This is a genomic window from Micropruina sp. (genome assembly GCF_047602385.1).
Taxonomy (GTDB): Bacteria; Actinomycetota; Actinomycetes; order Propionibacteriales; family Propionibacteriaceae; genus Micropruina.
On the sequence record NZ_JASGHL010000005.1, the window covers coordinates 1 to 21,954 of the forward strand.

Annotated in this window: 22 protein-coding genes and 2 pseudogenes; 9 read left to right on the top strand and 15 right to left on the bottom strand. The window is 70.1% G+C overall.

Annotation, left to right across the window (positions count from 1 at the left end):
• The 3 genes and pseudogenes from QM711_RS15555 to QM711_RS15565 form a co-directional block, all read right to left on the bottom strand.
• Nucleotides 1–238 (bottom strand): annotated as a pseudogene (locus QM711_RS15555) (hypothetical protein); the annotation flags it as partial.
• Nucleotides 239–301: 63 nt separating this feature from the next.
• A complete protein-coding gene (locus tag QM711_RS15560) occupies nt 302–1,843 on the bottom strand; it encodes an HD domain-containing phosphohydrolase (protein WP_415100956.1) in 1,542 nt (513 codons plus the stop codon).
• Nucleotides 1,844–1,877: 34 nt separating this feature from the next.
• Nucleotides 1,878–2,576 carry a thiamine phosphate synthase gene (locus tag QM711_RS15565; protein ID WP_415100958.1) on the bottom strand — a complete coding sequence of 233 codons (699 nt, stop codon included), beginning with the start codon at nt 2,574–2,576 and terminating at the stop codon, nt 1,878–1,880.
• A 150-nt stretch (nt 2,577–2,726) separates the two neighbouring features.
• On the opposite strand from QM711_RS15565, the gene pknB reads away from it, so the two are divergent.
• A complete protein-coding gene (gene pknB, locus QM711_RS15570) occupies nt 2,727–4,697 on the top strand; it encodes a Stk1 family PASTA domain-containing Ser/Thr kinase (RefSeq protein WP_415100960.1) in 1,971 nt (656 codons plus the stop codon).
• Nucleotides 4,698–4,777: 80 nt separating this feature from the next.
• The gene (locus QM711_RS15575; protein ID WP_415100962.1) at nt 4,778–6,001 is read left to right on the top strand and encodes a hypothetical protein; all 1,224 of its coding nucleotides are present in this window, start codon (nt 4,778–4,780) and stop codon (nt 5,999–6,001) included.
• A gap of 1 nt (nt 6,002) precedes the next feature.
• Here the strand turns inward: QM711_RS15575 and QM711_RS15580 are convergent, their stop codons facing one another.
• The 7 genes and pseudogenes from QM711_RS15580 to QM711_RS15610 form a co-directional block, all read right to left on the bottom strand.
• Nucleotides 6,003–6,401: a PIN domain-containing protein gene (locus QM711_RS15580; protein WP_415100964.1), complete on the bottom strand. Its 399-nt coding sequence runs from the start codon at nt 6,399–6,401 to the stop codon at nt 6,003–6,005.
• On the bottom strand, nt 6,398–6,640 hold the full coding sequence (locus QM711_RS15585; RefSeq protein ID WP_415100966.1) for a type II toxin-antitoxin system Phd/YefM family antitoxin: 243 nt from the start codon (nt 6,638–6,640) through the stop codon (nt 6,398–6,400). Before QM711_RS15585 ends, QM711_RS15580 begins: the two co-directional genes overlap by 4 nt.
• Before the next feature lie 25 nt (nt 6,641–6,665).
• Nucleotides 6,666–7,310: an MBL fold metallo-hydrolase gene (locus QM711_RS15590; RefSeq protein ID WP_415100968.1), complete on the bottom strand. Its 645-nt coding sequence runs from the start codon at nt 7,308–7,310 to the stop codon at nt 6,666–6,668.
• Nucleotides 7,311–7,368: 58 nt separating this feature from the next.
• Nucleotides 7,369–8,073, bottom strand: coding sequence for an aspartate/glutamate racemase family protein (locus QM711_RS15595; RefSeq protein ID WP_415100970.1), 705 nt, complete (start codon nt 8,071–8,073; stop codon nt 7,369–7,371).
• A gap of 4 nt (nt 8,074–8,077) precedes the next feature.
• Nucleotides 8,078–9,694, bottom strand: a complete 1,617-nt coding sequence (locus QM711_RS15600) for an NCS1 family nucleobase:cation symporter-1 (RefSeq protein ID WP_415100972.1) — start codon at nt 9,692–9,694, stop codon at nt 8,078–8,080.
• 217 nt (nt 9,695–9,911) lie between these two features.
• Nucleotides 9,912–11,302: pseudogene (locus QM711_RS15605) on the bottom strand (class II 3-deoxy-7-phosphoheptulonate synthase).
• A gap of 121 nt (nt 11,303–11,423) precedes the next feature.
• Nucleotides 11,424–12,170: a lysophospholipid acyltransferase family protein gene (locus QM711_RS15610; protein WP_415100974.1), complete on the bottom strand. Its 747-nt coding sequence runs from the start codon at nt 12,168–12,170 to the stop codon at nt 11,424–11,426.
• Nucleotides 12,171–12,239: 69 nt separating this feature from the next.
• Here QM711_RS15610 and QM711_RS15615 point away from each other — a divergent pair, with 69 nt between their 5' ends.
• Together QM711_RS15615 and QM711_RS15620 are read left to right on the top strand one after the other, a co-directional pair.
• Nucleotides 12,240–12,998, top strand: a complete 759-nt coding sequence (locus tag QM711_RS15615; protein ID WP_415100976.1) for an alpha/beta hydrolase — start codon at nt 12,240–12,242, stop codon at nt 12,996–12,998.
• On the top strand, nt 12,995–13,447 hold the full coding sequence (locus QM711_RS15620) for a hypothetical protein (protein ID WP_415100978.1): 453 nt from the start codon (nt 12,995–12,997) through the stop codon (nt 13,445–13,447). The genes QM711_RS15615 and QM711_RS15620 overlap by 4 nt, the downstream gene beginning before the upstream one ends.
• A 3-nt stretch (nt 13,448–13,450) precedes the next feature.
• Here the strand turns inward: QM711_RS15620 and QM711_RS15625 are convergent, their stop codons facing one another.
• The 3 genes from QM711_RS15625 to QM711_RS15635 form a co-directional block, all read right to left on the bottom strand.
• Nucleotides 13,451–14,506, bottom strand: a complete 1,056-nt coding sequence (locus QM711_RS15625) for a hypothetical protein (protein WP_415100980.1) — start codon at nt 14,504–14,506, stop codon at nt 13,451–13,453.
• Nucleotides 14,484–15,515 (bottom strand): NlpC/P60 family protein, encoded by a 1,032-nt coding sequence (locus tag QM711_RS15630; protein ID WP_415100982.1) that lies wholly within the window; start codon nt 15,513–15,515, stop codon nt 14,484–14,486. Before QM711_RS15630 ends, QM711_RS15625 begins: the two co-directional genes overlap by 23 nt.
• 68 nt (nt 15,516–15,583) lie before the next feature.
• Nucleotides 15,584–15,832 (bottom strand): hypothetical protein, encoded by a 249-nt coding sequence (locus QM711_RS15635; RefSeq protein WP_415100984.1) that lies wholly within the window; start codon nt 15,830–15,832, stop codon nt 15,584–15,586.
• 117 nt (nt 15,833–15,949) lie between these two features.
• Between QM711_RS15635 and QM711_RS15640 the strand changes: the two genes are divergently transcribed.
• The 3 genes from QM711_RS15640 to QM711_RS15650 are packed head-to-tail and all read left to right on the top strand — an operon-like array spanning nt 15,950 to nt 18,096.
• A complete protein-coding gene (locus QM711_RS15640) occupies nt 15,950–17,662 on the top strand; it encodes a DEDD exonuclease domain-containing protein (RefSeq protein ID WP_415100986.1) in 1,713 nt (570 codons plus the stop codon).
• Between the two features lie 9 nt (nt 17,663–17,671).
• Nucleotides 17,672–17,950, top strand: a complete 279-nt coding sequence (locus tag QM711_RS15645) for an Lrp/AsnC family transcriptional regulator (protein WP_415100988.1) — start codon at nt 17,672–17,674, stop codon at nt 17,948–17,950.
• A complete protein-coding gene (locus tag QM711_RS15650) occupies nt 17,947–18,096 on the top strand; it encodes a hypothetical protein (RefSeq protein WP_415100990.1) in 150 nt (49 codons plus the stop codon). Before QM711_RS15645 ends, QM711_RS15650 begins: the two co-directional genes overlap by 4 nt.
• Nucleotides 18,097–18,121: 25 nt before the next feature.
• On the opposite strand, the gene QM711_RS15655 is transcribed toward QM711_RS15650, so the two are convergent.
• Together QM711_RS15655 and QM711_RS15660 are read right to left on the bottom strand one after the other, a co-directional pair.
• The gene (locus QM711_RS15655; protein ID WP_415100992.1) at nt 18,122–18,634 is read right to left on the bottom strand and encodes a peptidylprolyl isomerase; all 513 of its coding nucleotides are present in this window, start codon (nt 18,632–18,634) and stop codon (nt 18,122–18,124) included.
• Nucleotides 18,635–18,736: 102 nt separating this feature from the next.
• Nucleotides 18,737–19,402, bottom strand: coding sequence for a LysE/ArgO family amino acid transporter (locus QM711_RS15660; protein ID WP_415100994.1), 666 nt, complete (start codon nt 19,400–19,402; stop codon nt 18,737–18,739).
• Nucleotides 19,403–19,470: 68 nt separating this feature from the next.
• On the opposite strand from QM711_RS15660, the gene QM711_RS15665 reads away from it, so the two are divergent.
• The gene (locus tag QM711_RS15665; RefSeq protein ID WP_415100996.1) at nt 19,471–20,373 is read left to right on the top strand and encodes a LysR family transcriptional regulator ArgP; all 903 of its coding nucleotides are present in this window, start codon (nt 19,471–19,473) and stop codon (nt 20,371–20,373) included.
• Nucleotides 20,374–20,493: 120 nt separating this feature from the next.
• A complete protein-coding gene (locus QM711_RS15670) occupies nt 20,494–21,906 on the top strand; it encodes a hypothetical protein (RefSeq protein WP_415100998.1) in 1,413 nt (470 codons plus the stop codon).
• Nucleotides 21,907–21,954 lie beyond the last annotated feature (48 nt).

Genomic DNA, 21,954 nt, shown 5'->3' on the forward strand with positions numbered 1-21,954 from the left:
CCGCGGTCGATTCGAGTAGTTCGAACTGATCGGTGCCGCCGAACCACAGCCGGAACCGGTCGGCGATGGCGGCCGAACCGTCCAGTTCGAACGGACCGGGCGGGATGAGTGCACGGAGGTGGGCCGAGTCGGCGAGGCAGTGCTGGAAGGCGTCGAAGTCGCGGCGAGCCAGTGCCTCGATGAGTGTGCTCCCGGTGCGCATCGCGTCGGCCGGAGCTGGATGAGTGGTGTTCGTCATGCCTCAGTTCTACGGCCGTGCTACGCCGCTCACATCGGACGAATTTCCGATCTCTCCGGCGCTTCAGTCGGCGGCCACGATGCCGTGCCGTAGCGCGAACATCGCCGCCGCTCCCCGGGTCGTCACGCGCGTCTTGAGGTAGATGTGCTCGAGGTGAGTGGTGACCGTGCGGGGGGTGACCGAGAGCTGCTCAGCGATGCTTCTGGTGCTGAGGCCGCGCACCAGCAGGGTGAGCACCTCCAGTTCGCGGGCGGTCAAGCCGGCGACTTGAGGCGTCCGGTGCCGGGGACGGCCTTCCGCGGCGGCGATGACGGCCTCAGCACAGCCGGCGTCGAGTCGGCCGGCCCGCACCTCAGCCTGGGTGGCGGCCGCCCGGCTCGCGGCGTCGAGTGCGCTCCGCCGTGGCCTGTCCTCGCAGAGGTCCTGATAGAAGTCCGCCGCTGCCAGCAACCGGGCCTCGATCGGCAACGCCGCAGCCGGCAGCCCGCCCGGGTACCCGCTGCCGTCGAGTCGTTCGTGGGCCAATGCCGCGATTCGGCCGATCCGGCGCAGGGTCGGCTGACGGGCGAGCACCCGCTCGGTGAGGTACGGGACGGTCCGCACCCTCTCGGCCTCCGAAGGGGTCCACGGACTCGGCTTGTCCCAGATCGAGGTCGAGACACCGGTCGCCCCGATCCGGTGGACCAGTCCGGCGCGCTCGACGAGTTCGGTGTCGGCGATCCCGGACGCCTCGGCAGTCAGCCTGGCAAGCCGCGCGACCGCCCGCGAGTGGCCCAGATACCAGGGCGATTTGAGGTCGGCGTAGTCGGCCAGGACCTCCAGCACCCGGGTGAGCTCGGCAGCCTCGATGGTCTGGTCGAGGGGCGGGCAGCCGGCGATCACCGCTTCCCAGACGTCCAGTTCGAACAGGCCGGCGAAAAGCTCGCCGGCGTTGGCGACGGCCAGGTCGACCAGGTCGGGATCGAACTCGGTCCCCCGTCGCGAACGAAGCATCTCAGCCGCCGCATCCGGACCGCCGGTGCGGGCGAACATCTCGGCGTCGTCGGCGATCTGGACGACCCGGATCACCGGTTCGAGATCGTCGCCGCGCAGGTCGCCGGGGACGCCGCGTCCGTCCCAGCGCTCGAACGCCTGGCGCAACGCCAGTCGCACCGAGGGCCGCATCCCGAGCCGGTCGGCGATGTCCGCAGTGGTCTCGCAGTGGGTGGTGTAGGACGCCATCGCCTCGCGGTAGCCGCCGGCCAGGAACCGCCCGATCGTGGTCAGCCGCTGGACCGGGGGCGAGCCCGAACCCAGCCGCGCGAGCATGAACCGCATCATCGGCAGCATCGTCCGGTCGACCGCGTAGCTGTCGACCCGCAGCTGCCGGTCGTCACCGAACCAGGCGGCGATCTCGTGGGAATCGGCCACGCACCCCACCCAGGCCAGCAGCGACACGTAGAACGTGTCCGCCTGGGCGTCGTCGTCGAGGCCAGCCAGCCGGGCCAGCCGCGTGGCGAGCACCGTCTGGGCTAGCACGTGACCCTCGGGCAGGCTGAGCCCCAGGTCGGTGGCGAGCGACAGCGAGGCGATCAACTCTGCCTGACGCACCCCGTCCGTGCCCACATCAGCGAGCGTAATCCGGGGTGTGAGGAACCGTTCATGCGTCGAGGATGAATCCCTCGACGGTGTCACCCCGGGCGGCGCGGAGCCGGTCGCCGAAAGCGCGGGCGGCGTCCGCGGGGACGTCTGCGGCGGCGATCGCGCGGCCAACGGCGACCCGGCGGGCTCCGGCGTCCAGCACCGAATCCAGGTTCTCCAGCGTGATCCCACCGATCGCGAACCACGGCTTACTGCCCTTCGCCGACGGCGGCGCCACCCGCGCCGCGTGCCGGATCAGGTCGAGGCCGGGCAATCCCGGCGACCAGGGCAGCCGACTGAACACCGGGCCGACGGTCAGGAAGTCGACGCCGGGATCGGCCAGTGCGGCGTCGATGTCGCCGGGGCTGTAGCAGGAGCGGCCGAGTCTGGCCCATTTGCTCAGGTAACGGCGGGCCTTCGCCGACTCCGGCCCGCTCTTGGGCAGCTGCAGCACATCGGCGGCGAATTCCCTGGCCAGGTCGGGGTCGGCGTAGACCGAGACCAGCCCGCGTCCCCGATCCGCCGTCCGCAACGTCTCCAGGGCGGCCAGCTTCTGGGTATCGGAGGCTGAGTCGTCGCGCAGCTGAATCAGGTCGACGCCGGCGTTCAGCACGTCGGCGGCGAACCCGGCCAGGTCACCGGCGGCCAGCCGGGCATCGGTCACGCAGAACAGCCGCGCGGTCCGCAGTCGCTCGTCCAATCCACGCAAGAAGGTCACCCGGCCAGCCTAGGCGGGCTTCAGAAGATGGTGTCTTGCGGCGGCGCTCTCGGCGGGTCGCTCCCGGGTCTGGGCCGGCACCGACCTAGACTCACCGGCAGGTCTGGACGGCCTACTTCCCCTGACTTGTCCGGAGCGATGGTGACGACTGTGAGCACGAGCGACCCCCTGGTGGGGCAGCTGCTGGACGGTCGCTACGCGATCCAGCGCAAACTCGCCCGCGGCGGGATGGCGACGGTGTACCTGGCCGACGACGAGCGGTTGACCAGGACCGTAGCGATCAAGGTGATGCACGAGGGCCTGGGCGACGACCAGGACTTCATCGGCAAATTCGACCGCGAGGCGCGGGCCGCGGCCCGGCTGTCGCACCCCAACGTGGTGTCGGTCTTCGATCAGGGACTGCATCGCGGCCGGCCGTACATCGTGATGGAGTACGTCGAGGGCTGCACACTGCGGCACATGATCACCCGGGAGGGTTCGTTCAGCCCCGAGCGGGCGCTCGACCTGCTGATCCCGGTGACCAGCGCGGTGGCCGCCGCGCACGAGTCCGGCCTGATCCACCGCGACATCAAGCCCGAGAACGTGCTGATCTCGGACCGCGGCCAGATCAAGGTCGCCGACTTCGGACTGGCCCGGGCCATCTCGGCGCAGACCGCGACCGCCACCGGCATGCTGATCGGCACGGTCAGCTACATCGCCCCCGAGTTGGTCACCCACGGCAAGGCCGATCCCCGCTGCGACGTCTACGCACTGGCCGTGGTGCTCTACGAGATGCTCACCGGATCCAAGCCGCACACCGGCGACAACCCGATCCAGGTCGCCTACGCCCATGTGCACAAGGCGATCCCGGCGCCGTCCAGCGCGGTCAAGACCTCGTGGCGCGAATCCCGCAACGGCATCCCGCCCTACCTGGACGCCTTGGTCACCACGGCTGCCGCGCGCCGGCCGGCCGACCGGCCGATGGACGCCCGCGTGCTGCTCGACCACCTGCGGCAGGCCCGCGAGGCGATGGCCCGTGGCGTGATGGACGATCCCGCGCTCACCCAGCGGATGCGCGGCACCACCCTGGATGCCCAGAACCACATCACCGAGCCGGTCCCGAGCCTGCGCAGCCCCAGCGAGGGCGATCGGGTCCCGACGCTGCGGTTCACCCCGTCCACACCGGTCAGCCCCGGGTTCCCGGAGATCACCGACGGCATGCCGTACTACGACGGCCCGGTCGAGAAGCCGGCCGCCCCGGCCCGCCCCCGGCGGCGCTGGCCGGCGCTGCTCGCCGGCATCCTGGCGGTGCTGCTGGTCGGCTCCGGTTTGTGGTGGGTGTTCCTCGGCCAGTACACCGCCACTCCGGCGATGGCCAAGCTCAACCAGAGCCAGGCCCAGGCGGCGGCCACCGCGGCCGGCCTGCGGATCACCTTCGACAACGAGTACTCCGAGGACGTCCCCGCCGGCCTGGTCGCCCGCACCGATCCCGCCTCCGGCGAGCGGATCGTGCACGGCGGAACGATCAAGGCGTTTCTGTCCAAGGGTCCGCAGCGGTTCAACGTGCCCGCGCTGCGCGGGCTCGACCTGAGTCGGGCGACCGATGCGCTCACCCGGATCGGGCTGCAGGTCGGTGCCGTCACCGACACGTTCGACGACCAGGCACCGCTGGGCACCGTGGTGAGCAGTTCGTACGCCGAGGGCACGCCGCTCAGAGGCGGCACACCTGTCGATCTGGTGCTCTCCAAGGGCGCCGAGCCGGTCGCGCTGACGGACTGGACCAAGAAGTCGTATGCGGATGCGAAGAAGGCTCTCGAGTCACTCGGCCTCAAGGTGAAGAAGTCCGACCAGAACGACCCGGACATCGACAAGGGCGACATCGTCAGCCAGGACCCGCCGGCCGGTGAGGTGCACCGCGGCGACACCATCACCTTCGTGGTGTCCAAAGGCCCGGTGATGAAGGCCGTTCCCAACGTCCGGGGCTACTACCTCAGCCGGGCGCGCGAGATCCTGACCAAGGCGGGCTTCAAGGTGCAGGTGAACCGGCTGATCAACTTCGGCTTCGACCGGGTGGTGGGCACCAGCCCGCGGGCGGGCAGCAAGGCCCCGGTGGGGTCGACCATCACCGTCAACCTCGCCTGAGCGGCGGAACCGCGGATCGAAGCGCCCGAGCCGCGCGTTCCCTGACCGTGCGCAACCCCGCGGCTCAGTAACCTGTGCCGGTGCAGCTTTCCCTCGGTCTCGGTCAGATCCTGCTGATCCTGCTCGTCGTCGGCGTTGCCGTCGGGGTGTTCTTCATCGTCCGGCGGCAGCGCTACGTGAAATCGTTGCGCGACCAGGGCTGGACCTTCGAGGGATCACCCGGCCTGGACCGCAGCTACGGGCTGAACTGCCCGCCGTTCGGCCTCGGCTACCGTCGCACGATCGACGACCTGATCGCCGGCAGCACCTCCGCCGGCGTGCCCTTCGCGGTCTTCGAGTACAACTCGCTGGGCTACGTCGCAGCCGTGGTGCTGCCCCGGGCGTTGCCGGAGTTGTATCTCGGCACCGCCCCGCGTCCGGGCGCCGAGGGGATGCAGAAGACCGCGGGGGCCTGGACGGTCACCGCCAAGGATCCAGGCTGGGCCGATGCCGCCCTCGGCGCGATCGGCGGCGCCGTGGACGCGATGGCGGCCGGCGGGCACCGGGTCGACCTGTCCGTGGACGGCGCCCGACTGGTCGCACTGGGCGTCCCGCGGGATGCGGCGGCGATGCGGGCCTTCCTGGAGGCCCTGGCCGGCGTCGCGCACGGCCTGGCCTCCCCCGCGCTGGCCGCCTTCGAGGCTCCGCGGCCGCCTGCCGAGCTGAGCCTCTACCAGCGTCCGGACTGGATCTACCGGCCCGGCGATGACCGCTTCCTCGACGAGGTGGTGGCGAACCGGGGCGGGTTCGGGCACGAGGCCCGCGACGTGGTGCTGGGCACCGTCCAGGGCATCCGGATGATCGGGCTGACCCACAACTGGAAGACCACCCGCACCGAGACCAGCACCGACTCCGACGGCCGGACCACCACCCGCACGGTCACCGACAACCACAGCGAGGAGATCCTCGAGTTCCACCTGCCCTGGCACTTCGGCGACCTGTCGGTGAACTGGCCGGGCTGGGGCAACCGGGTGCGGTTCGAGTCCAGCGACTTCGACCGGGCGTTCAAAGTGCGTAGCCAGCAGCCGAAGTTCGCCTCCGACGTGTTCCACCCGCGACAGCTGGAGTTCCTGCTGCGGGCACGTCCGCTGCCGTTCGCGATCGAGTCCGGACGCGTCCGGTTCGACCTGGGCAGCAACACCCCCGAGCGGATCATGCATTGTGCCGACTTCCTGGTGGCGTTCTTCGCCGGCGTCCCGGGCTTCGTCTGGGCCGATCTGGGCCACACCCAGCCGCCGATCCACCGGGACCTGGACGGCTTCTGAGTCAGACCCGGATCACCGCCAGGGCCGGATGGGCGAGGGCGATCTGATCGAAATCGGCGTCCTGGCTGACGATCGGCAGTCCATGCGCAATGGCGGTGGCGGCGATCAGCGCGTCGGTGAGCCGGACCGCTCGATGGATACCGGCGTCCCGGCAGGAAACGACGAGTCGCGCCCACTCCGACATGACCGCCTCGGTGACCGGCAGCGGATCAGCCTCCCTCGCGAGCGCGAGGGTCTCGCCGCGGCGAGCCCGGGCATCAGAATCAACCGTGGCAAGGACGCCGAGTTCCAGTTCACCGATCGTGACGACGGACACCGCCAGTCGCTGTGGCAGTCTGCCGAGCGGACGTCCCGTCTCGCGTGCGATGAACACCGAGGTGTCCAACAGCCCGGCGCTCACAGGTCATCCAAGGTCTGACCGGCGAGTTTCTCCAGATCATCCGCCAGGCCCGGGTCGGCCGAGCGGCGAGCGAGTTGGCCGGCCAGCCAGTCCCCCGACAGCCAACGGGTCCGGCCGCCGTGCGGAACGATGTCGGCCACCGGTTCGCCATGAACGGTGAGCGTGACCCGCTCGCCACTACGCACGACATCCACCACCCGGGCAGTCTGGTTGCGCAACTCCCGCACCCCGATGATCATGTGCGACAGCGTAGCACCCGCATCTTCAGGCCTGCGGCGTCCAGGGCGTGCCGTCGCGCAGGTCCCGGACCTCGGTGGGGGTCATCGCGTTCATCCGGCCGAGCACCAGCTGGAATCCGCGTTCGTGCAGCAGCCCGTCGTGGATCGGGAAGCCCTGCGGCGCGCCCACCGCGCGGACGAAATCCACGGTCTCCTTCATCGCCGCCCACGGGCCGTAGGCCGGGACGGCCAGCACGTCGATGCCGGACGGCACCGTGGCCAGCGAGTCCCCGGGATGGAACAGGGTCGGCTCGCCCTCGGCCGAGATCACCAGGCCGACGTTGCCGATCTGCGGGATGTCCCGGTGGATGACCGCATGCCAGCCGCCGACCGCGCCGATCGTCACACCGCCCAACTCGACCGTGCTGTCGGCGGCGAGACCTTCGCCCCGCGGCAGTTCGACCGCCTTGAGCACCTGAGGCTCCACCCAGACCTGCGCCTGCGGGTTGTTGTCGATCAGCGCACCGACGTGCTCGGGATCGACATGGTCGGGGTGCTGATGGGTGACCAGGATCGCGTCCAGGTCGGTGACGGCGTGCCATGCGGCCGAGAAGTTGCCCGGATCGATCAGGATCCGCCGATCGGCGACCTCGACCAGGGCTGCGGCATGTCCGAGATGGGTGATCTGCATACTGGCAGCGTAATCGGGACGCCCGCGTTGCCGCAGCGGTGCGCCGCCGGGATCGAGGTCAGGGCAGCCGCGGCGGCGCTGCGTACTCGTCGCGCTTGCTGGTGCCGACACCCATCCGGGCCATCGCACTGACCAGGCCCACCGCGGCTGCGACGCCGTCCACTACGGGGACGCCGACCCGCTCGCTCAGCCGCCGGCACAGGTCCGCCATTCCAGCGCAGCCCAGCACGATCACGTCCGCGTGGTCCTGGTGGACCGCCCGGTCGCACCAGCCGGCGATCTCGTCCAGGGCCTCCCCGGTGGCGTGCTCCAGGGCCAGCACCGGGATGCCGGTGCCGTACGCCGCCACGCAGGCCCGTTCGAAGCCGTGCCGGTGCAGCAGGTCCTGGGCCCGGCCCAGGGTGCGGGACAGTGTGGTGACGATGCCGAAGGTGCGGCCGGACAGTACCGCCACGTGCATCGCGGCCTCGGCGATGCCGACCACCGGCACATCGACCAGCTCGCGCACGGCGTCCACCCCTGGGTCGCCGAAGCAGGCGATCACGTAACCGTCGCTGCCTCCGGCGGCCTGGTCGGCCAGTACCAGCTGGGTGATCGCGACGCTGGCATAGGCCTCGTCGTAGTGGCTCTCGATCGCCGCCGGCCCGTCCTCGGGGCAGATCGCGACCACCTCGACGTCCGGACCGGCCACCTCCCGGGCGGCGACCGCGATCTTCGCGGTCATCGCCCGGGAGGTGTTGGGATTGATCAGGGTGATTCGCATCGGCTCACTTCGCCGCGGGCTGCAGTTCGATGGTGCCGCCGGCGACCTCGACGCTGCCGTCCGATACCCCGGCGGTCAGGTCGTCCAGCGAGGGAACCTGCGGGTTGGCCCGCTCGAGCAGCACGAAGATCAGGTAGCCCAGGCCACAACCGATGAACCAGGTGTAGTTGCCCAGCCACGACACATCGAAGCCGCCGAGATCGGCGATCAGCTTCGGCAGGACTCCGGCCAGAATCGTCGGGATACCGGCACCGAGCATGGTGTAGACCGCGTTCTTGTTGTAGCCCTTGGTGTACCAGTAGGCACCTTTGTCGGACATGGTGAACATGTCGTCGACGAGAATGCGCTGCTTGGCCGCGACGTAGTAGCCAGCGATGAGAATGCCGAACAGCGGGCCGATCATCGCACCCAGAACACCCAGCGTGTAATGAATGGCGTCGGCGTTGGAGTACCAGTTCCAGGGCAGCAGGATCACCGAGCCGACCGCTGCGATCATGCCGCCGGTGCGCCACGAGATCTTGTGTGGTGCGACGTTGGAGAAATCGAACGCCGGCGAGATGAAGTTCGCCACGATGTTGATGCCGACAGTGGCGGTGACGAAGGTCAGGCCACCGAGCAGGATCGCGAACGGGGTGTCGATCCGCTCCACGGTATGGATCGGATCGGTGATCAACTCGCCGAACACCGGCACGGTGGCCGAGGCGGTGATCACGGTCAGCAGCGAGAAGAACAGGAAGTTCACCGGCAGTCCCCAGAAGTTGCCCTTCCGCACCGCGCTGAACGATTTGCCGTAGCGGGCGAAGTCGCCGAAATTGAGCATCGGGCCGGAGAAGTAGGACACCACGATGGCGATCGCGGTCAGCATCACCGGGATCGATGCCCAGAAGTCCATCGGCTCGCCCGCGGACAGGTCGAGGCTGATGTTCTGCCAGCCGGCCTGGGAGACCAGGTAGCCGGCCAGCACGATCATCACCACGTAGACGGCGGGGCCCGCCCAGTCGATGAACTTCCGGATGGTCTCCATCCCGTTCCAGAACAGCGCGGCCTGGGCGAACCAGAGAATCGCGTAGGAGATCCAGCCCAGCGCCGACAGGCCGAGGAAGCCGACGTCGAGCAGCGCCGCGCTGCCCGGCCAGAATTTGAGGAAGATGATGTTCAGCGACTCGGCGGCCAGGAAGGTCTGGACGCCGTACCAGGCGATCGCGATCAGGCCGCGGATGATCGCCGGGATGTTGGCGCCCTTGATGCCGTAGATAGCCCGGTTGATCACCGGGTAGGGAACGCCGGTCTGCTGGCTCGGTTTGGCCACCAGATTGGTGAACACCTGAACGATCATGATGCCGATGAGCAACGCCACCAGCACCTGCCAGCTGGCGATGCCGAGCGCGAACAATGAGCCGGCGGTCACATAACCGCCGACCGAATGCACGTCGGACATCCAGAAAGCGAAGATGTTGTACGACGACCACTTCTGCTCGCGCAACGGCGCCAGGTCCTCATTGGCGAGCCGCGGGTCGTATTCCGGCTTCATGTTGCCTGAGCCGACCGGCATACCGGCCGCCTCGACGATGTCCTGGGATTTCGCTTCCGCGATTGCGGGGGTTTCTTCTATGCGTGTCATTGGGGTGCCTTCCGGTCGCGACACAGCACCCCGGACGGAGTCCGGGAGGCCATCGCCCACAAACAACTGCGGTGGCGATACGACACGCTAGGGCGCGAAACTACGCCCTGCCTTTCCGGCATGTAACACCGGTGTGAAATGGTGCCCGGGAATCATCGCCATCCGGAGCATGGGCCAAGCCCCGCTCGTGCTGCCGGCCCCGGTTCGGCGGCCGCCCTCAGAAGTCCTCGGCGCGGTACTCCTGGACCGGGTTCACCCGCTTGATCCGGCCGTCGGTCAGCCGTTCGGCGATCTGGAAGGCCAGCTCCAGCGACTGGTTGCGGTTCAGCCGCGGATCGCAGGCGGTTTCGTACCGATTGGCCAGATCGGCCTCGGCCAACGCGTCCGCGACCCCTCCGACGCATTCGGTGACATCGTCGCCGGTCAGCTCCACATGGACGCCGCCGGGCCAGGTGCCCAGCTCCTCGTGCACATCGAAGAACCCGTTCACCTCGTCCACCACCTGGCTGAACGCCCGGGTCTTGTACCCCAGGGCGGTCTCGAAGGTATTGCCGTGCATCGGGTCGCAGATCCAGGCAACCTTGCGCCCGGTGGCCTCGATCGCCCGCACGATCGGCGGCAACGCCGTCCGCACCTTGCCGGCGCCCATCCGCGAGATCACCGTGAGGCGCCCGGGCTCGTGGGCGGGGTCGAGCGCCTCGGCCAGCGTGACGGCGTCGGCGGCCGTGGTGGACGGCCCCACCTTGACCCCGATCGGGTTGCGCAGGTGCCGGATGAACTCCACGTGCGGACCGTCGGCCTGACGCGTCCGCTCACCGATCCACACCATATGTGCCGAGGTGTTGTAGGGCGTCTGGGTGCGGGAGTCGATCCGGGTCATCGCGTGTTCGTAGGGCAGCAGCAGCGCCTCATGGCTGGCGTAGAAGTCGACTGTGCGGAACGCCTCCTTGTCGACGCCGCAGGCCACCATGAACGCCAGCGCCCGCTCGATCTCGTCGGCCATCGCCTCGTAGCGCGCCTCGACACCGGAGTTGCGGACGAAGTCCTGGTTCCAGCTGTGCACCGAGCGCAGGTCGGCGAAACCGCCGGTGACGAACGCGCGGATCAGGTTCAGCGTCGCCGCCGAGCGGTTGTAGGCCTCCAGCAGGCGTCCGGGGTCGTGCGCGCGGGCAGTCTCGGTGAAGGCCAGACCGTTGACCGCGTCCCCGCGGTAGGCGGGCAGGGTGATGCCGTCGCGGGTCTCGGTGTCGTTGCTGCGCGGCTTGGCGTACTGGCCGGCCAGCCGTCCGAGCTTCACCACCGGCACCTGCGCCGCGTAGGTGAGCACCACCGCCATCGACAGCAGCACCCGCAGCTTGCCCCTGATGTCCAGCGCCGTGCCGGTGTCGAAGGTCTCGGCGCAGTCGCCGCCCTGCAGGATGAAGGCCCGGCCGGCCGCGGCGTCCGCGATCTTCTCGCGCAGTTCGTCGCACTCGCCGGCGAAGACCAGCGGCGGACGGCGGCGCAACTCGGCGATCACACCCTCGACCAGGGCAGCGTCGGCATAGGTCGGCTGCTGCAGGGACGGCGGGACTGGAGCTCTTCGAGTGCGGGGATCAGCTGCGACACGCCGGTCAGGATACGCGGTCGGGCAGCCCGCGCCCCAACCGGCACCCGGCCTTGGGACGCCGACCGCGGCACCCACTCACACGCGTCGAAACCAGACCCGACAAGCCGAACCGGGAGGAGGTCAGGCCGGGAGTTCCGGCTCCTTGGTGTTGATCCCCGGCCGCTCCAGGATCCTGGCATCCGCCTCGGACGCCGACAGCGAGCCGCTCTTCACCGAGGTGCCGTAGGCCTCCACATAGGTCTGGCCGGACAACCGATGGATGGCGGCCATCACCTGATCGGTGACCCAGCGCAGCGTCCGGGGATCGTCCACCCGACCGTAGTAGCGGCTGAGATCGAGCGGCTCGCCGATCACCACCACCGGGTGGTCGATCCAGGGCAGGCCCGCCTTCTTGGTCAGCTGGCTGTTCTTCATCGCCACCGGGACGATCGGCACCTGTGCGGCCAGCGCCATCCGAGCCACGCCGGTCTTGCCCTTGTACAGCCGTCCGTCGGGTGAGCGGGTGCCCTCGGGGTAGATCCCGACGCAGCCGCCGGCGGCCAGCACCTCGAGCACCGGGGCGAGTCCGTCCAGGCTGGCCCGGCCGCCGGAGCGGTCCAGCGGCACCTGGCCGACCGCGCGCAGGAACCAGGCGACCAGCTTCGAGAACGGCCCGCGGTTGCCCTGGAAGAGTTCGGCCTTGGCCGGGAAGGTCACCTGTCGGGAGATCATCGCCGGCAGCACCACGGTGTCGCCGGCGTCGAGGTGGTTGCTCGCCAGGATCACCCCGCCGGTGCTGGGAATGTTCTGCTCACCCTCGACCCGGGCGCCGTACAGGTACTTGATCACCGGCCGGAACACCGCGTTCTTGAACAGCGAGTAGAACACCGCACCTCCATCGGATCGCTTGTGCCGCTCACTGTAATGCCCACGCCGCGACCGCCCTACGATGGCGCCATGCAGGTGCACGAGTTCGCCAGCCCGTTCGGCGGCGACAGCGAGGGCGAGGTCGGCGTGCTGTTCCTGCACGGCTTCACCGCGAGTCCCTGGACGTTGCGCGGGTGGGCCTCGGCGACCGTCGCGGCCGGCTACCGGGTCGCTGTGCCCCGGCTGCCCGGTCACGGCACCAGCTGGCGCGAACTGGAACTGACCGATGGCCGGGACTGGTACGCCGCCGCCGAGCGGGCCTTCCTCGACCTGCGCGCCCACTGCCCGGTGGTCTTCGTCGCCGGCCTGTCGATGGGCGGCGCGCTGGCGCTGCGGCTCGCCGAGCATCACCCCGACGAGGTGGCCGGGCTGATCCTGGTGAATCCCGCATTGGTGGGCCACCGCCGGCTGGCGCTGGCGCCGCTGGCCAAGCATCTGCTCCGCTCCACCGACAGCATCGGCAGCAGCATCCGCAAGATCGAGGTCACCGAGCACAGTTATCCGCGGACGCCGTTGCGCGCCGTGCACGCGATGATGCGGCTCTGGGCCGACGTCCGGGCCCGGCTCGATCTGGTCCATTGCCCGATCCTGTTGATGCGTTCCGGCCATGACGACGTGGTGCCGGCGATCTCGCGCGACATCGTGGTGCGGCAGGTGTCGTCGGAAGAGATCACCGAGGTGGCGCTGCCCGACAGCGGCCACGTCGCCCCGCTGGACCACGATGCCGAGCAGATCGTCGCCCGCAGCCTCGACTTCCTCGCCACCCACGCCACCCACGCCACGCCATGAACCGCGACGACTCGGCGGACACCCGCTTCGAGGACCTGATGGCTCGCGAGTTCCCCGCCGGCCTGGGCGGTACCGACGAGCCGGACGCGTCCGCCGACACCGAGCCGGACCCCGGCCCCGGGGTGGACGAGCCCGCGCCGGCCGGCGCGGCCGCACCGCCGTCGGCAGAGCCGTCCGGGGACTTCCGCAGCTGGGTGCCGCCGGACGAGCCGGACGAGCAGTTCGTCCCGCCGCCGGCACCGCCGCCGGGGCGCTGGACTCCCGCCGGGATCGCGGGGACCGTCCTGGTCGCCCTGCCCCTGGCCCTGGTCCTGGTGAGTGCGGTCGGCGTCCGGCTCCCGATGCTGGTGTCGGTACTTTCCTGGCTGGGCTGTTTCGTCGGCGCCGGGTTGCTGTTGCACCGGCTGCGGCGGCGTCCCCCGGTCGACGGCGACGGTGCGGTGGTCTGACGCCTACCGCGCCCGGGTGAGCGCCTCGCGGTACCAGGCCAGGATCGCGGAATCGGCGAGCCTCGCACCGCCGTGGGTGCGGGCCTCGGCCTCGTCCAGCACTGCCGGCCAACCCACCTTGTCCACCATCGCCTGAACGACCAGCTGAGCGAGCGCGTAACCGGTGGGAGTCGCGTCGCCGACCTCGGGCAGCCGGTCGGGGATTCCGTCCCGGATCGCGGTGCGGACCAGCCTGCCATTGCTGTCGGCGACCTGTGGATAGATCGCGGCGGTGAACGCCTCGGCGATTCCCTCGATCAGCCAGCCGGGAGTGCCGGTGAGCCGCGGAGACCGCATCCAGGCGTGCACCGACTCGTGGGCGAGCAGCACCCGGTCGTCGGCGGACTTCTGCGCGACAGTCGGATTCACCACGATCCGGACGCCCTCGCTCACCGGCAGCCCGGGCACCACGGTGACCGCACCCAGCCGGGCGGCGCCGGCGCCGGCGTAACCGGCGAACTCGGTGAGCGTGTCGGGGACGAGCACCACCACCGGCTCGGAGCGGCTCCGGCCGACCGGGAAAACCTGCCGCAGCGCGACCAGCGCGGCCTCCGCGGCACGGGACCATCGGCTCAGGTGCTCGGCGGTTCCCGCGGCGACGACCAGGTCGGGTGCGGCGTGCACGCCGAGCGAGCGGCCGAGCCACTCGGCACCGGACGTCAGCGCGATCAGATTCGCGATCCGTCCGCCGATCAGGTCCATGGACGCCTCACTGGACACTCGGGGTTCGCCGGGAAAGCTCCAGTCGACCCGCAGCCGTCCGGCATCGGTCATGGTGATCGCAGCGTCCTGTTTCGACAGCGTCGCGAACATCCGCCCGGCCAGCGCCTGCGGGCCCTCCGATGGTGCGAAGACCGCGAGGAAGCCGGCCTCGTCCTCGACGGCCAGGCGCTCGTTCAGCGTGCGCGCGGGGTCGGATGAAACGCGGTTCGGGCTGGTGCCACAGGCGCCGAGCAGCAGGGCGGGCGCGGCGACGAGCAGGCTGCGGCGGAACCGGTCAACCGACGACGCGGCGGGCACCCTGATAGGCCGGGTAGGAGGACAGTTTGGTGATCTCCAGGTCGTTGCGCGGGTTGCGCGCATGCACGAACAGGCCGTTGCCCATGTACATGCCGACGTGGTGGATGGGGTTGTAGAAGAACAGCAGATCGCCCGGCTTCAGCTGGTCGCGGGCGACCGGGCGGCCGACGCCGAACTGGGCCCTGGACGAGTGCGGCAGCGAAATGCCCACCGAACGGTAGGCGGCCACCATCAGCCCCGAGCAGTCGAACGAGTTCGGCCCCTCGGCGCCCCAGACGTACTGGCTGCCGGGCACCTTCGAAACCGCGTACTTCACCGCCCGCAGTGCGCGAGCGTCGGCCGTACCGCTGTCATCGACGAGCGAGTCGCCGTTGCCCACATCGCGTGCCGCGTCGCGGGACGCCTCCTCCTCGGCGTTCAGCCGCTGCCGCTCCTGCTCGGTGAGCTGGTCGACCAGCGCCTGGCCCTCGCGGATCTTGGCCTCGATCTGCGTCTTCAGGGTGGTGAGCCGCCGCTCCTCGGCGGCGATCGTGGTGACCTGGTCGCGCGCGGCGCGTTGCAGGTCGGCCAGATTCGCCTGCTGCGCCTGGAAGTCCTGGAGCAACGAGTTCAGGTTCTGGTCGACCTTGCCCATGGTGGACACGTCGGAGAGGAAGGCGTCCGGATCGCGGGAGGTGACCAGCTGGATGGTGATGTCCACCCCGCGGTTCTGGAAGCGGCTGATCGCGAGTTGCTGGGCCTGGGTGCGCAGTGCGTCGACCTTGCGTTGCTGCGCGGCGATGTCGGCGTTCAGGGTGGCGACCTTGGCCTTGCCCTGGGTCAGCTGCAGCCGGACTTCGACCCACTGCTCGCCGATCTCACTCTGCTGCTGCTCGATGGCGGCCAGCTTCGCCTTCGCGTCGTCGAGAGCCGGGTCCGCCGAGGCCGGACGAGCGCCGGGTCCGCCGAGGACCAGCGCCGCCGTGGCCAGCGCCACCAGCCCGCCACGGACACACGCGCGCAGACGCACCATCGCCTCCTGACGATCGGTAATGGGTCACTGCGGGGAAGCCAGCGGACCTGAACTCTCCAAAGAGGCTAAACGACGCCCTCATCGGAGGCAAACCAATCCGCGTCCCGAACCGGGGGCGGACGCCGCGACACCGCCCTGACCAGCCGCAACGGGGGTAGCAGCCCTTCGGAGGTCATCGCCCGCAGTGCGGTCACCTCGTCGGAGCAGAGTTCGACCACCTCGTGCTCGGCGCCGAGCAGCGCCGTCACCATGCAATCGCCGCACGCGGGCCCGCGCACCGCGCAGCTTCCGCAATCGATCCTCAGCATCTCCATGGCCCGAGTCTGTCGACCGCCTCTGACAGTTTCGGACCAGCCCGTCCGACGGCACTTGGCGGGCGCGGCGGGACCCCGCACCGAAAACCGTCAGTGCGGCCCCCTAGCGTCTCCACCATGACCACCCAGCCCGTCCAGCCCACGCTCGAGGATCTCGGCACCCCGCTCGCAATGACGCCCTTCTGCGTGGTCGATCTGGAGACCACCGGCGGCGGGGCCGACGACCGGGTGACCGAGATCGGCGCCGTCAAGGTGGCCGGCGGCGAGGTGCTCGGCGAGTTCCAGACGCTGGTCAATCCGGCGACCCACATTCCGCCGTTGATCGCCGTGCTGACCGGCATCACCGACTCGATGGTGGCCGGCGCGCCCGCGCTGGGGTCGGTGCTGCCGAGCTTTCTGGAGTTCGCCACCGGCTGTGTGCTGGTGGCGCACAACGCGGCGTTCGACGTCGGCTTCCTCAGGCGCGCCTGCGCCGAGTACGGCTATCCGTGGCCGGCGCCGCCGGTGGTCGACACCGTCGCACTGGCCCGGCAGGCCCTGCTCCGCGACGAGGTCCGCAACCACAAGCTGGCCACACTGGCCCAGCACTTCCGGGCCGAGACGGTGCCCAACCACCGCGCCCTCACCGATGCCCGGGCCACCGTCACCGTGCTGCACGGACTGCTCGAACGGGTCGGCAACCTCGGCGTCCACACGGTCGAAGACCTGCTCGAGTTCACCCGCCGGGTCTCCCCGCAACGGCGGGCGAAGCGAACCTGGGCGACCGGGCTGCCGTCCGCGCCGGGGGTCTACTGGTTCGTCGCCGACGGCAGCGACGCCACCGGCAGCCCGCGCCGCCAGGTGCTCTATGTGGGCAAGAGCCGCAACCTGCGTTCCCGGGTGCGCAGCTATTTCACCGCCGCCGAGACCCGGCCCCGAATGGACGAGATGGTGCGGGTGTCCACCGGCGTCGAGCATCTGGTCTGCAGCACCGAACTCGAGGCGGAGGTGCTCGAACTCCGGCTGATCGCCGCCCACGCGCCGCGGTACAACCGGCGCTCGAAATACCCCGAGCGCGAACTCTGGCTCAAATTGACCCGGGAGGCGTACCCGCGGCTGTCGATCGTGCGGCAACGGCTGCCAGACGGCGCCGACTATTTCGGGCCGTTCAGCCGGCGCAGCGCAGTCGAAGGCATCCAGGCCGCCCTCTACGACGCCTTCGAGATCCGGCAGTGCACCGCCCGGCTGTCCGCCCGGCGTCCCTCCGGCTCCTGCGTGCTGGCCGAACTGGGCCGATGCTGCGCGCCCTGCCAACTCGCGGTCAGCACCGAGCAGTACGGCGAGTTGGTCGACCGGCTGCGGGCCAGCCTGACCAGCGACATCCGTCCGGTGCTGCGCGCGGCACACCGCCGGCTGTCCGGCCTGATCGCGGCCGAGCGATTCGAGGACGCCGCCGTGGTGACGGCACGGCTGTCCGGCTTCGCCCGTGGCGCGATCCGGCACCATCGGGTGTCCAGCCTGGCCGGGTGTCCGCAGATCGTCGCCGCCTTCCGCGACCGCGCCGACTGGGAGATCCATGTCGTCCGCTATGGACGGCTGGCCGGCGCCGCCCGCGCCCGCCCGGGTGACGTGCCGCAGGCGGTCGCCCGGGCGGCGGTCTCGGCGGCCGAGCAGGTGCGGCCACCACAGGGACGGCAGCCCGCGGCGACCGCCGAAGAGACCGAACGGATCGCCGCCTGGCTGGAGCGCCCCGGCGTCCGGCTGATCGAGATCGACGGGCAGTGGAGCTGGCCGCTGCACATCGGATTGGCCGACGGCGACCTGGCCCGGCACGCCCTCGCCCCGACGTAGGCTCTCGGCATGATCACCGCGATTGTCTTCGTCGAAGCAGAGGTTGCCCGGATTCCCGAGGTGGCCACCCGGATCGCCGACCTGGACGGCGTCTCCGAGGTGTACTCGGTGACCGGCGGTGTCGACCTGATCGCGATGATCCGGGTGCGGTCGGTCGAGCAAGTCTCCGAGGTGGTGACCGAACGGCTCAACCGGGTGCCCGGAGTGCTCGGCACCGAGACCCACATCGCCTTCCGGGCCTACTCCTCGCACGACCTGGAAGCAGCCTTCTCACTGGGTGCCGAGTGAGCGGTCCCCGGCTGTCCGATCGACGCCTGGTCACCCTGCTGGTGGTGGCCGCGGGCGTCCTGCTGCTCGCGATCGGCTTTGCGGTCTGGATCAACACCGACCCTCCGCTGACGCCGGTGCCGGTACGTTCCAGCGGCCGGGCCTGACGCCGGCCGCCGAGCTGCGGCCGGTTCAGGCGATGCTGACCGATTCGATCACGACCGGCTCGACCGGACGGTCGCCGTAGCCGGTACGCACCTGTGCGATCTCGTCGATCACCTTCTGGCTGGCCTCATCGGTGACCTCGCCGAAGATGGTGTGCCGCCGGTTCAGGTGCGGGGTCGGCACCACGGTGACGAAGAACTGGGATCCGTTGGTACCGGGGCCGGCATTGGCCATCGCCAGCAGGTAGGGCCGGTCGAACCGCAGATCGGGGTGGAACTCGTCGGCGAAGGTGTAGCCGGGGCCGCCGCGTCCGCTGCCCTGCGGGCAGCCGCCCTGGATCATGAACCCGTCGATGACCCGGTGAAAGGTCAGCCCGTCGTAGAAGTTCCCGGTGGTCGGGGCTCCCGAGTCGGGGTCGATGTACTCCTGGGTGCCGTTCGCCAGGCCGACGAAGTTGGCAACCGTCTTGGGTGCCTGATCCTCGAACAACTCGATCACGACGTCCCCGTGATTGGTGTGCAGGGTGGCGGTCTGAGCCACGGTGATGTCCTTTCCTCGGGCGGCGGCCACGGCGCCGACACCTGCTATGCGGTCCGCCCATCCTGACACACCGCCGCGGAACGACATCGCCGGACGCGACGCTCAGTGAGCCAGCAGCAGCCCGATGGCGAGCGCGACCATCACCACCGCGATTGCCGCATCGAAGATCCGCCAGGCCACTGCCGTGGCCAGCCAGGACGAGAGCAGCCGCGCGCCGAGAGCCAGCCCGAAGAACCAGACCAGGCTGGCGGTGACCGCACCGGCGGCGAAGACCCAGCGCCAGTCGCCATGGGCATTCGCCACGGTGCCGAGGAGGAATACGGTGTCGAGATAGACGTGCGGGTTCAGCCAGGTCAGCGCCAGCGTGGTCAGAGCGACCGGCGCCACCCGGGACGCGGTGGGCGAAACAGCGACTCCGGCCCGCCCGCCGACCTGGGCCTCGGCCACCCGGGCCTCGCCCGCCGACTCGACCCGCAACGCGGCACCCGCACCGAGCCAGGCCCGGCGTCCGGCCAGGATGCCGTAGCCGAGCAGGAAGGCCGCACCTGCCCAGCGCACCGCATCGAACAGCCACGGCACCAGCCGCAGCAGCAGGCCGATCCCGGAGACCCCGGCGATCACCAGGACGGCGTCGGAGACCGCGCAGATCGTGGCCACCATCAGCACCCGGTCGCGTCGGATGCCCTGGCGCAGAACGAACATGTTCTGCGCACCGATGGCGACGATCAGCGAGAAGCCGAGACCCAGGCCGGCGAGAAAGGAGGACACGCCTCGACGCTAGGGCCGCACGGGGCGGCAGTCCAGTTCATGATTCTTCAGTTGCATTAGCATCGCTGATGATGCGCATTCCTCTCGAACTGGCCGAGACCCTCGCCGCCATCGTCGACGATGGCACCCTCGATGCCGCCGCGGCTCGGTTGCACCTCACCCCCAGTGCGGTCAGCCAGCGACTCAAGGCTCTCGAGCGACAGCTGGGCCGGGTGCTGCTGGTACGCAGCAAGCCGGCCCGGCCGACCGAAGCCGGCCGTGCCGTGATCCGGCTGGCCCGGCAGCTGGCGTTGCTGGAGCACGACACGCTCGCCGGCCTCGGTGCCGACGAGACGACTGCCACCCCGATCAGCGTGCCGCTGGCGGTGAACGCCGATTCGCTGGCCACCTGGTTCCTGGAGCCGCTGGCCGAACTGGCCCGGAGCCGTCCGGTGGTCTTCGACCTGCACCGCGACGACCAGGACTTCACCGCCGGCCTGCTCGAGTCCGGAGCGGTGATGGGTGCCGTCACCTCGCGGGCGCGACCGGTCGCCGGCTGCCGGGTGGTGCCGCTAGGGGTGATGCGCTACGAAGCGATGGCCACTCCCGGCTACCTCGCCCGTTGGTTCCCGTCCGGGACGACGCCCGCGGCCCTGGGCGTCGCACCGGTGGTCGACTTCGACCGGCGCGACGAACTGCAGACCGACTGGCTGGCCGGACACGGGGTCGACCCGGCGTTGCCGCCGCGACACTACGTGCCGGCCTCCGCGGACTACGCCCGCGCCGTCCGGGCCGGCCTGGGCTGGGGGCTGCTCCCCCGGTTCCAGTCCGAACCCGGCCTGGCCGACGGGGAACTGGCGGGGCTGGGCGGGCCGACGATGGACGTCCGGCTGTACTGGCAGCAGTGGAACCTGCGCTCACCCCTGTTGGACGCCATCGCCGCCGCGATCGCGGCCCGGGCCCGGGATCTGCTCTGGCAGCCGAGCCCGTGACCGCCGCCGATGGGCCACCCACAACGGTGGAAACCTGCGGAAGGCTGTTCGACTCCGGCGGCGTCCGGGTAGTTTGGGCAACGCGGTACAGCCGCGACCATCCCGACCACTGGAGGAACAGTGAAGCGTAAGAAGCCGCTGAAGGCCGTCGAATCGACCGCCGCGTCAGCCGCGGACGCCAGCAGGGCCGCACTCGACGAGGCCGTCCAGAAGCTCACCCCGCTCGTCGAGCAGGCGAGCGACTACGTCGAGGAGGCCCGCAAGCGCGGCGCCGACTTCGCCACGGACGCCTACGACCGGGTCCAGCCCCATCTCGAGACCGCCCGCCGCCGTGGCGTCGACCTGGCCTCCGATACCTACGAGCGGATCGAGCCCAGCCTCAGGGACGCCTACGAACGCATCGAGCCCTCGTTCAAGCAGGCCGGCAAGCTCGCCGCCCAGACCTATGAGCGGGTGCAGCCGAAACTCACCGACGCCCGCAAGCGGGGTGCCAAGCTCGCGGCCGAGACCCTGGAACGCGTTCACCCCGCCATCGACGACGCCCTCGACAAGGTCACTCCGGCCGTCGACAGCGCGGTCAAGAAGGTCCGCCCGGTGGTCGACGACACCCTCGAGCGAGTCGCGCCGACCGTGGACATCGCCCGCGACAAGGTCCAGAACGACTTTCTGCCCTGGCTCGTCACCGCGCTGTACAAGGCGGCCGACCTGGCGAAGGAAGAAGCCAAGGAACTCGTCGACGACGTCGCCGAGCTCGCGCCGTCGCGGAAGCGCCGCAGCGTCGGGAAGACGCTGGGACTGATCGCGCTGGCCGGTGCCGTCCTCGCCGGCGTGGTCTACGCGGTCCGCAAGCTGTTGGCCGGACCCGAGTCCGGCTGGGAGACCCACGAGCCGTCCCGGCCCTACGTGGCCGACCCGGTCGCCGACGTGGTGGACAAGGTCAAGGACGGCGTGCAGGACGCCGGCGATAAGGCCAAGGACGCTGCCGGCAAGGCCAAGGACGCCGCGGCCAGCGCGGCGGGGGCGGTCGCCGACAAGGCGGCCGACGTCAAGGACGCGGTCGGCGAGAAGCTGACCGCGGCCACCGAAGCCGCCGCCGAAGCTGTCGACAAGGCCAAGGACGCCGCTGCCCACAAGGCCGCCGAGGCAAAGGAAGTGGCTGCGGACGTGGCCGAGACGGTCGGAGACGCCGGCGACGAGGCGCTCGACAAGGCCGGTGAAGCCATCGACGAGGCCAAGCAGGCCGCGACGGACGTGGTCGACGAGGTCACCGATCAGGCAGAAGATGTCGCGGCCGACGCCGCGAAGAAGGCCAAGGACGCAAAGGGTGATGCCGCCCCTTTAGCTGATAGCCCCTACGGCGAAGGTTCGTACGTGGGGGCCGAGCCGCCCGAAGGCTACGACATCAAGGGCAACGAGCGCTCGATGAAGTACCACCTGCAGGGCTCGGGGGGCTACGAGCGCACGATCACCGACGTGTGGTTCAGTTCCACCGAGGCGGCCGAGCGGGCGGGGTTCGTGCGCGCGCAACGCTGAACGACGCTCTGAGGATCGGGGGTGACCACGCCGTGGTCACCCCCGATC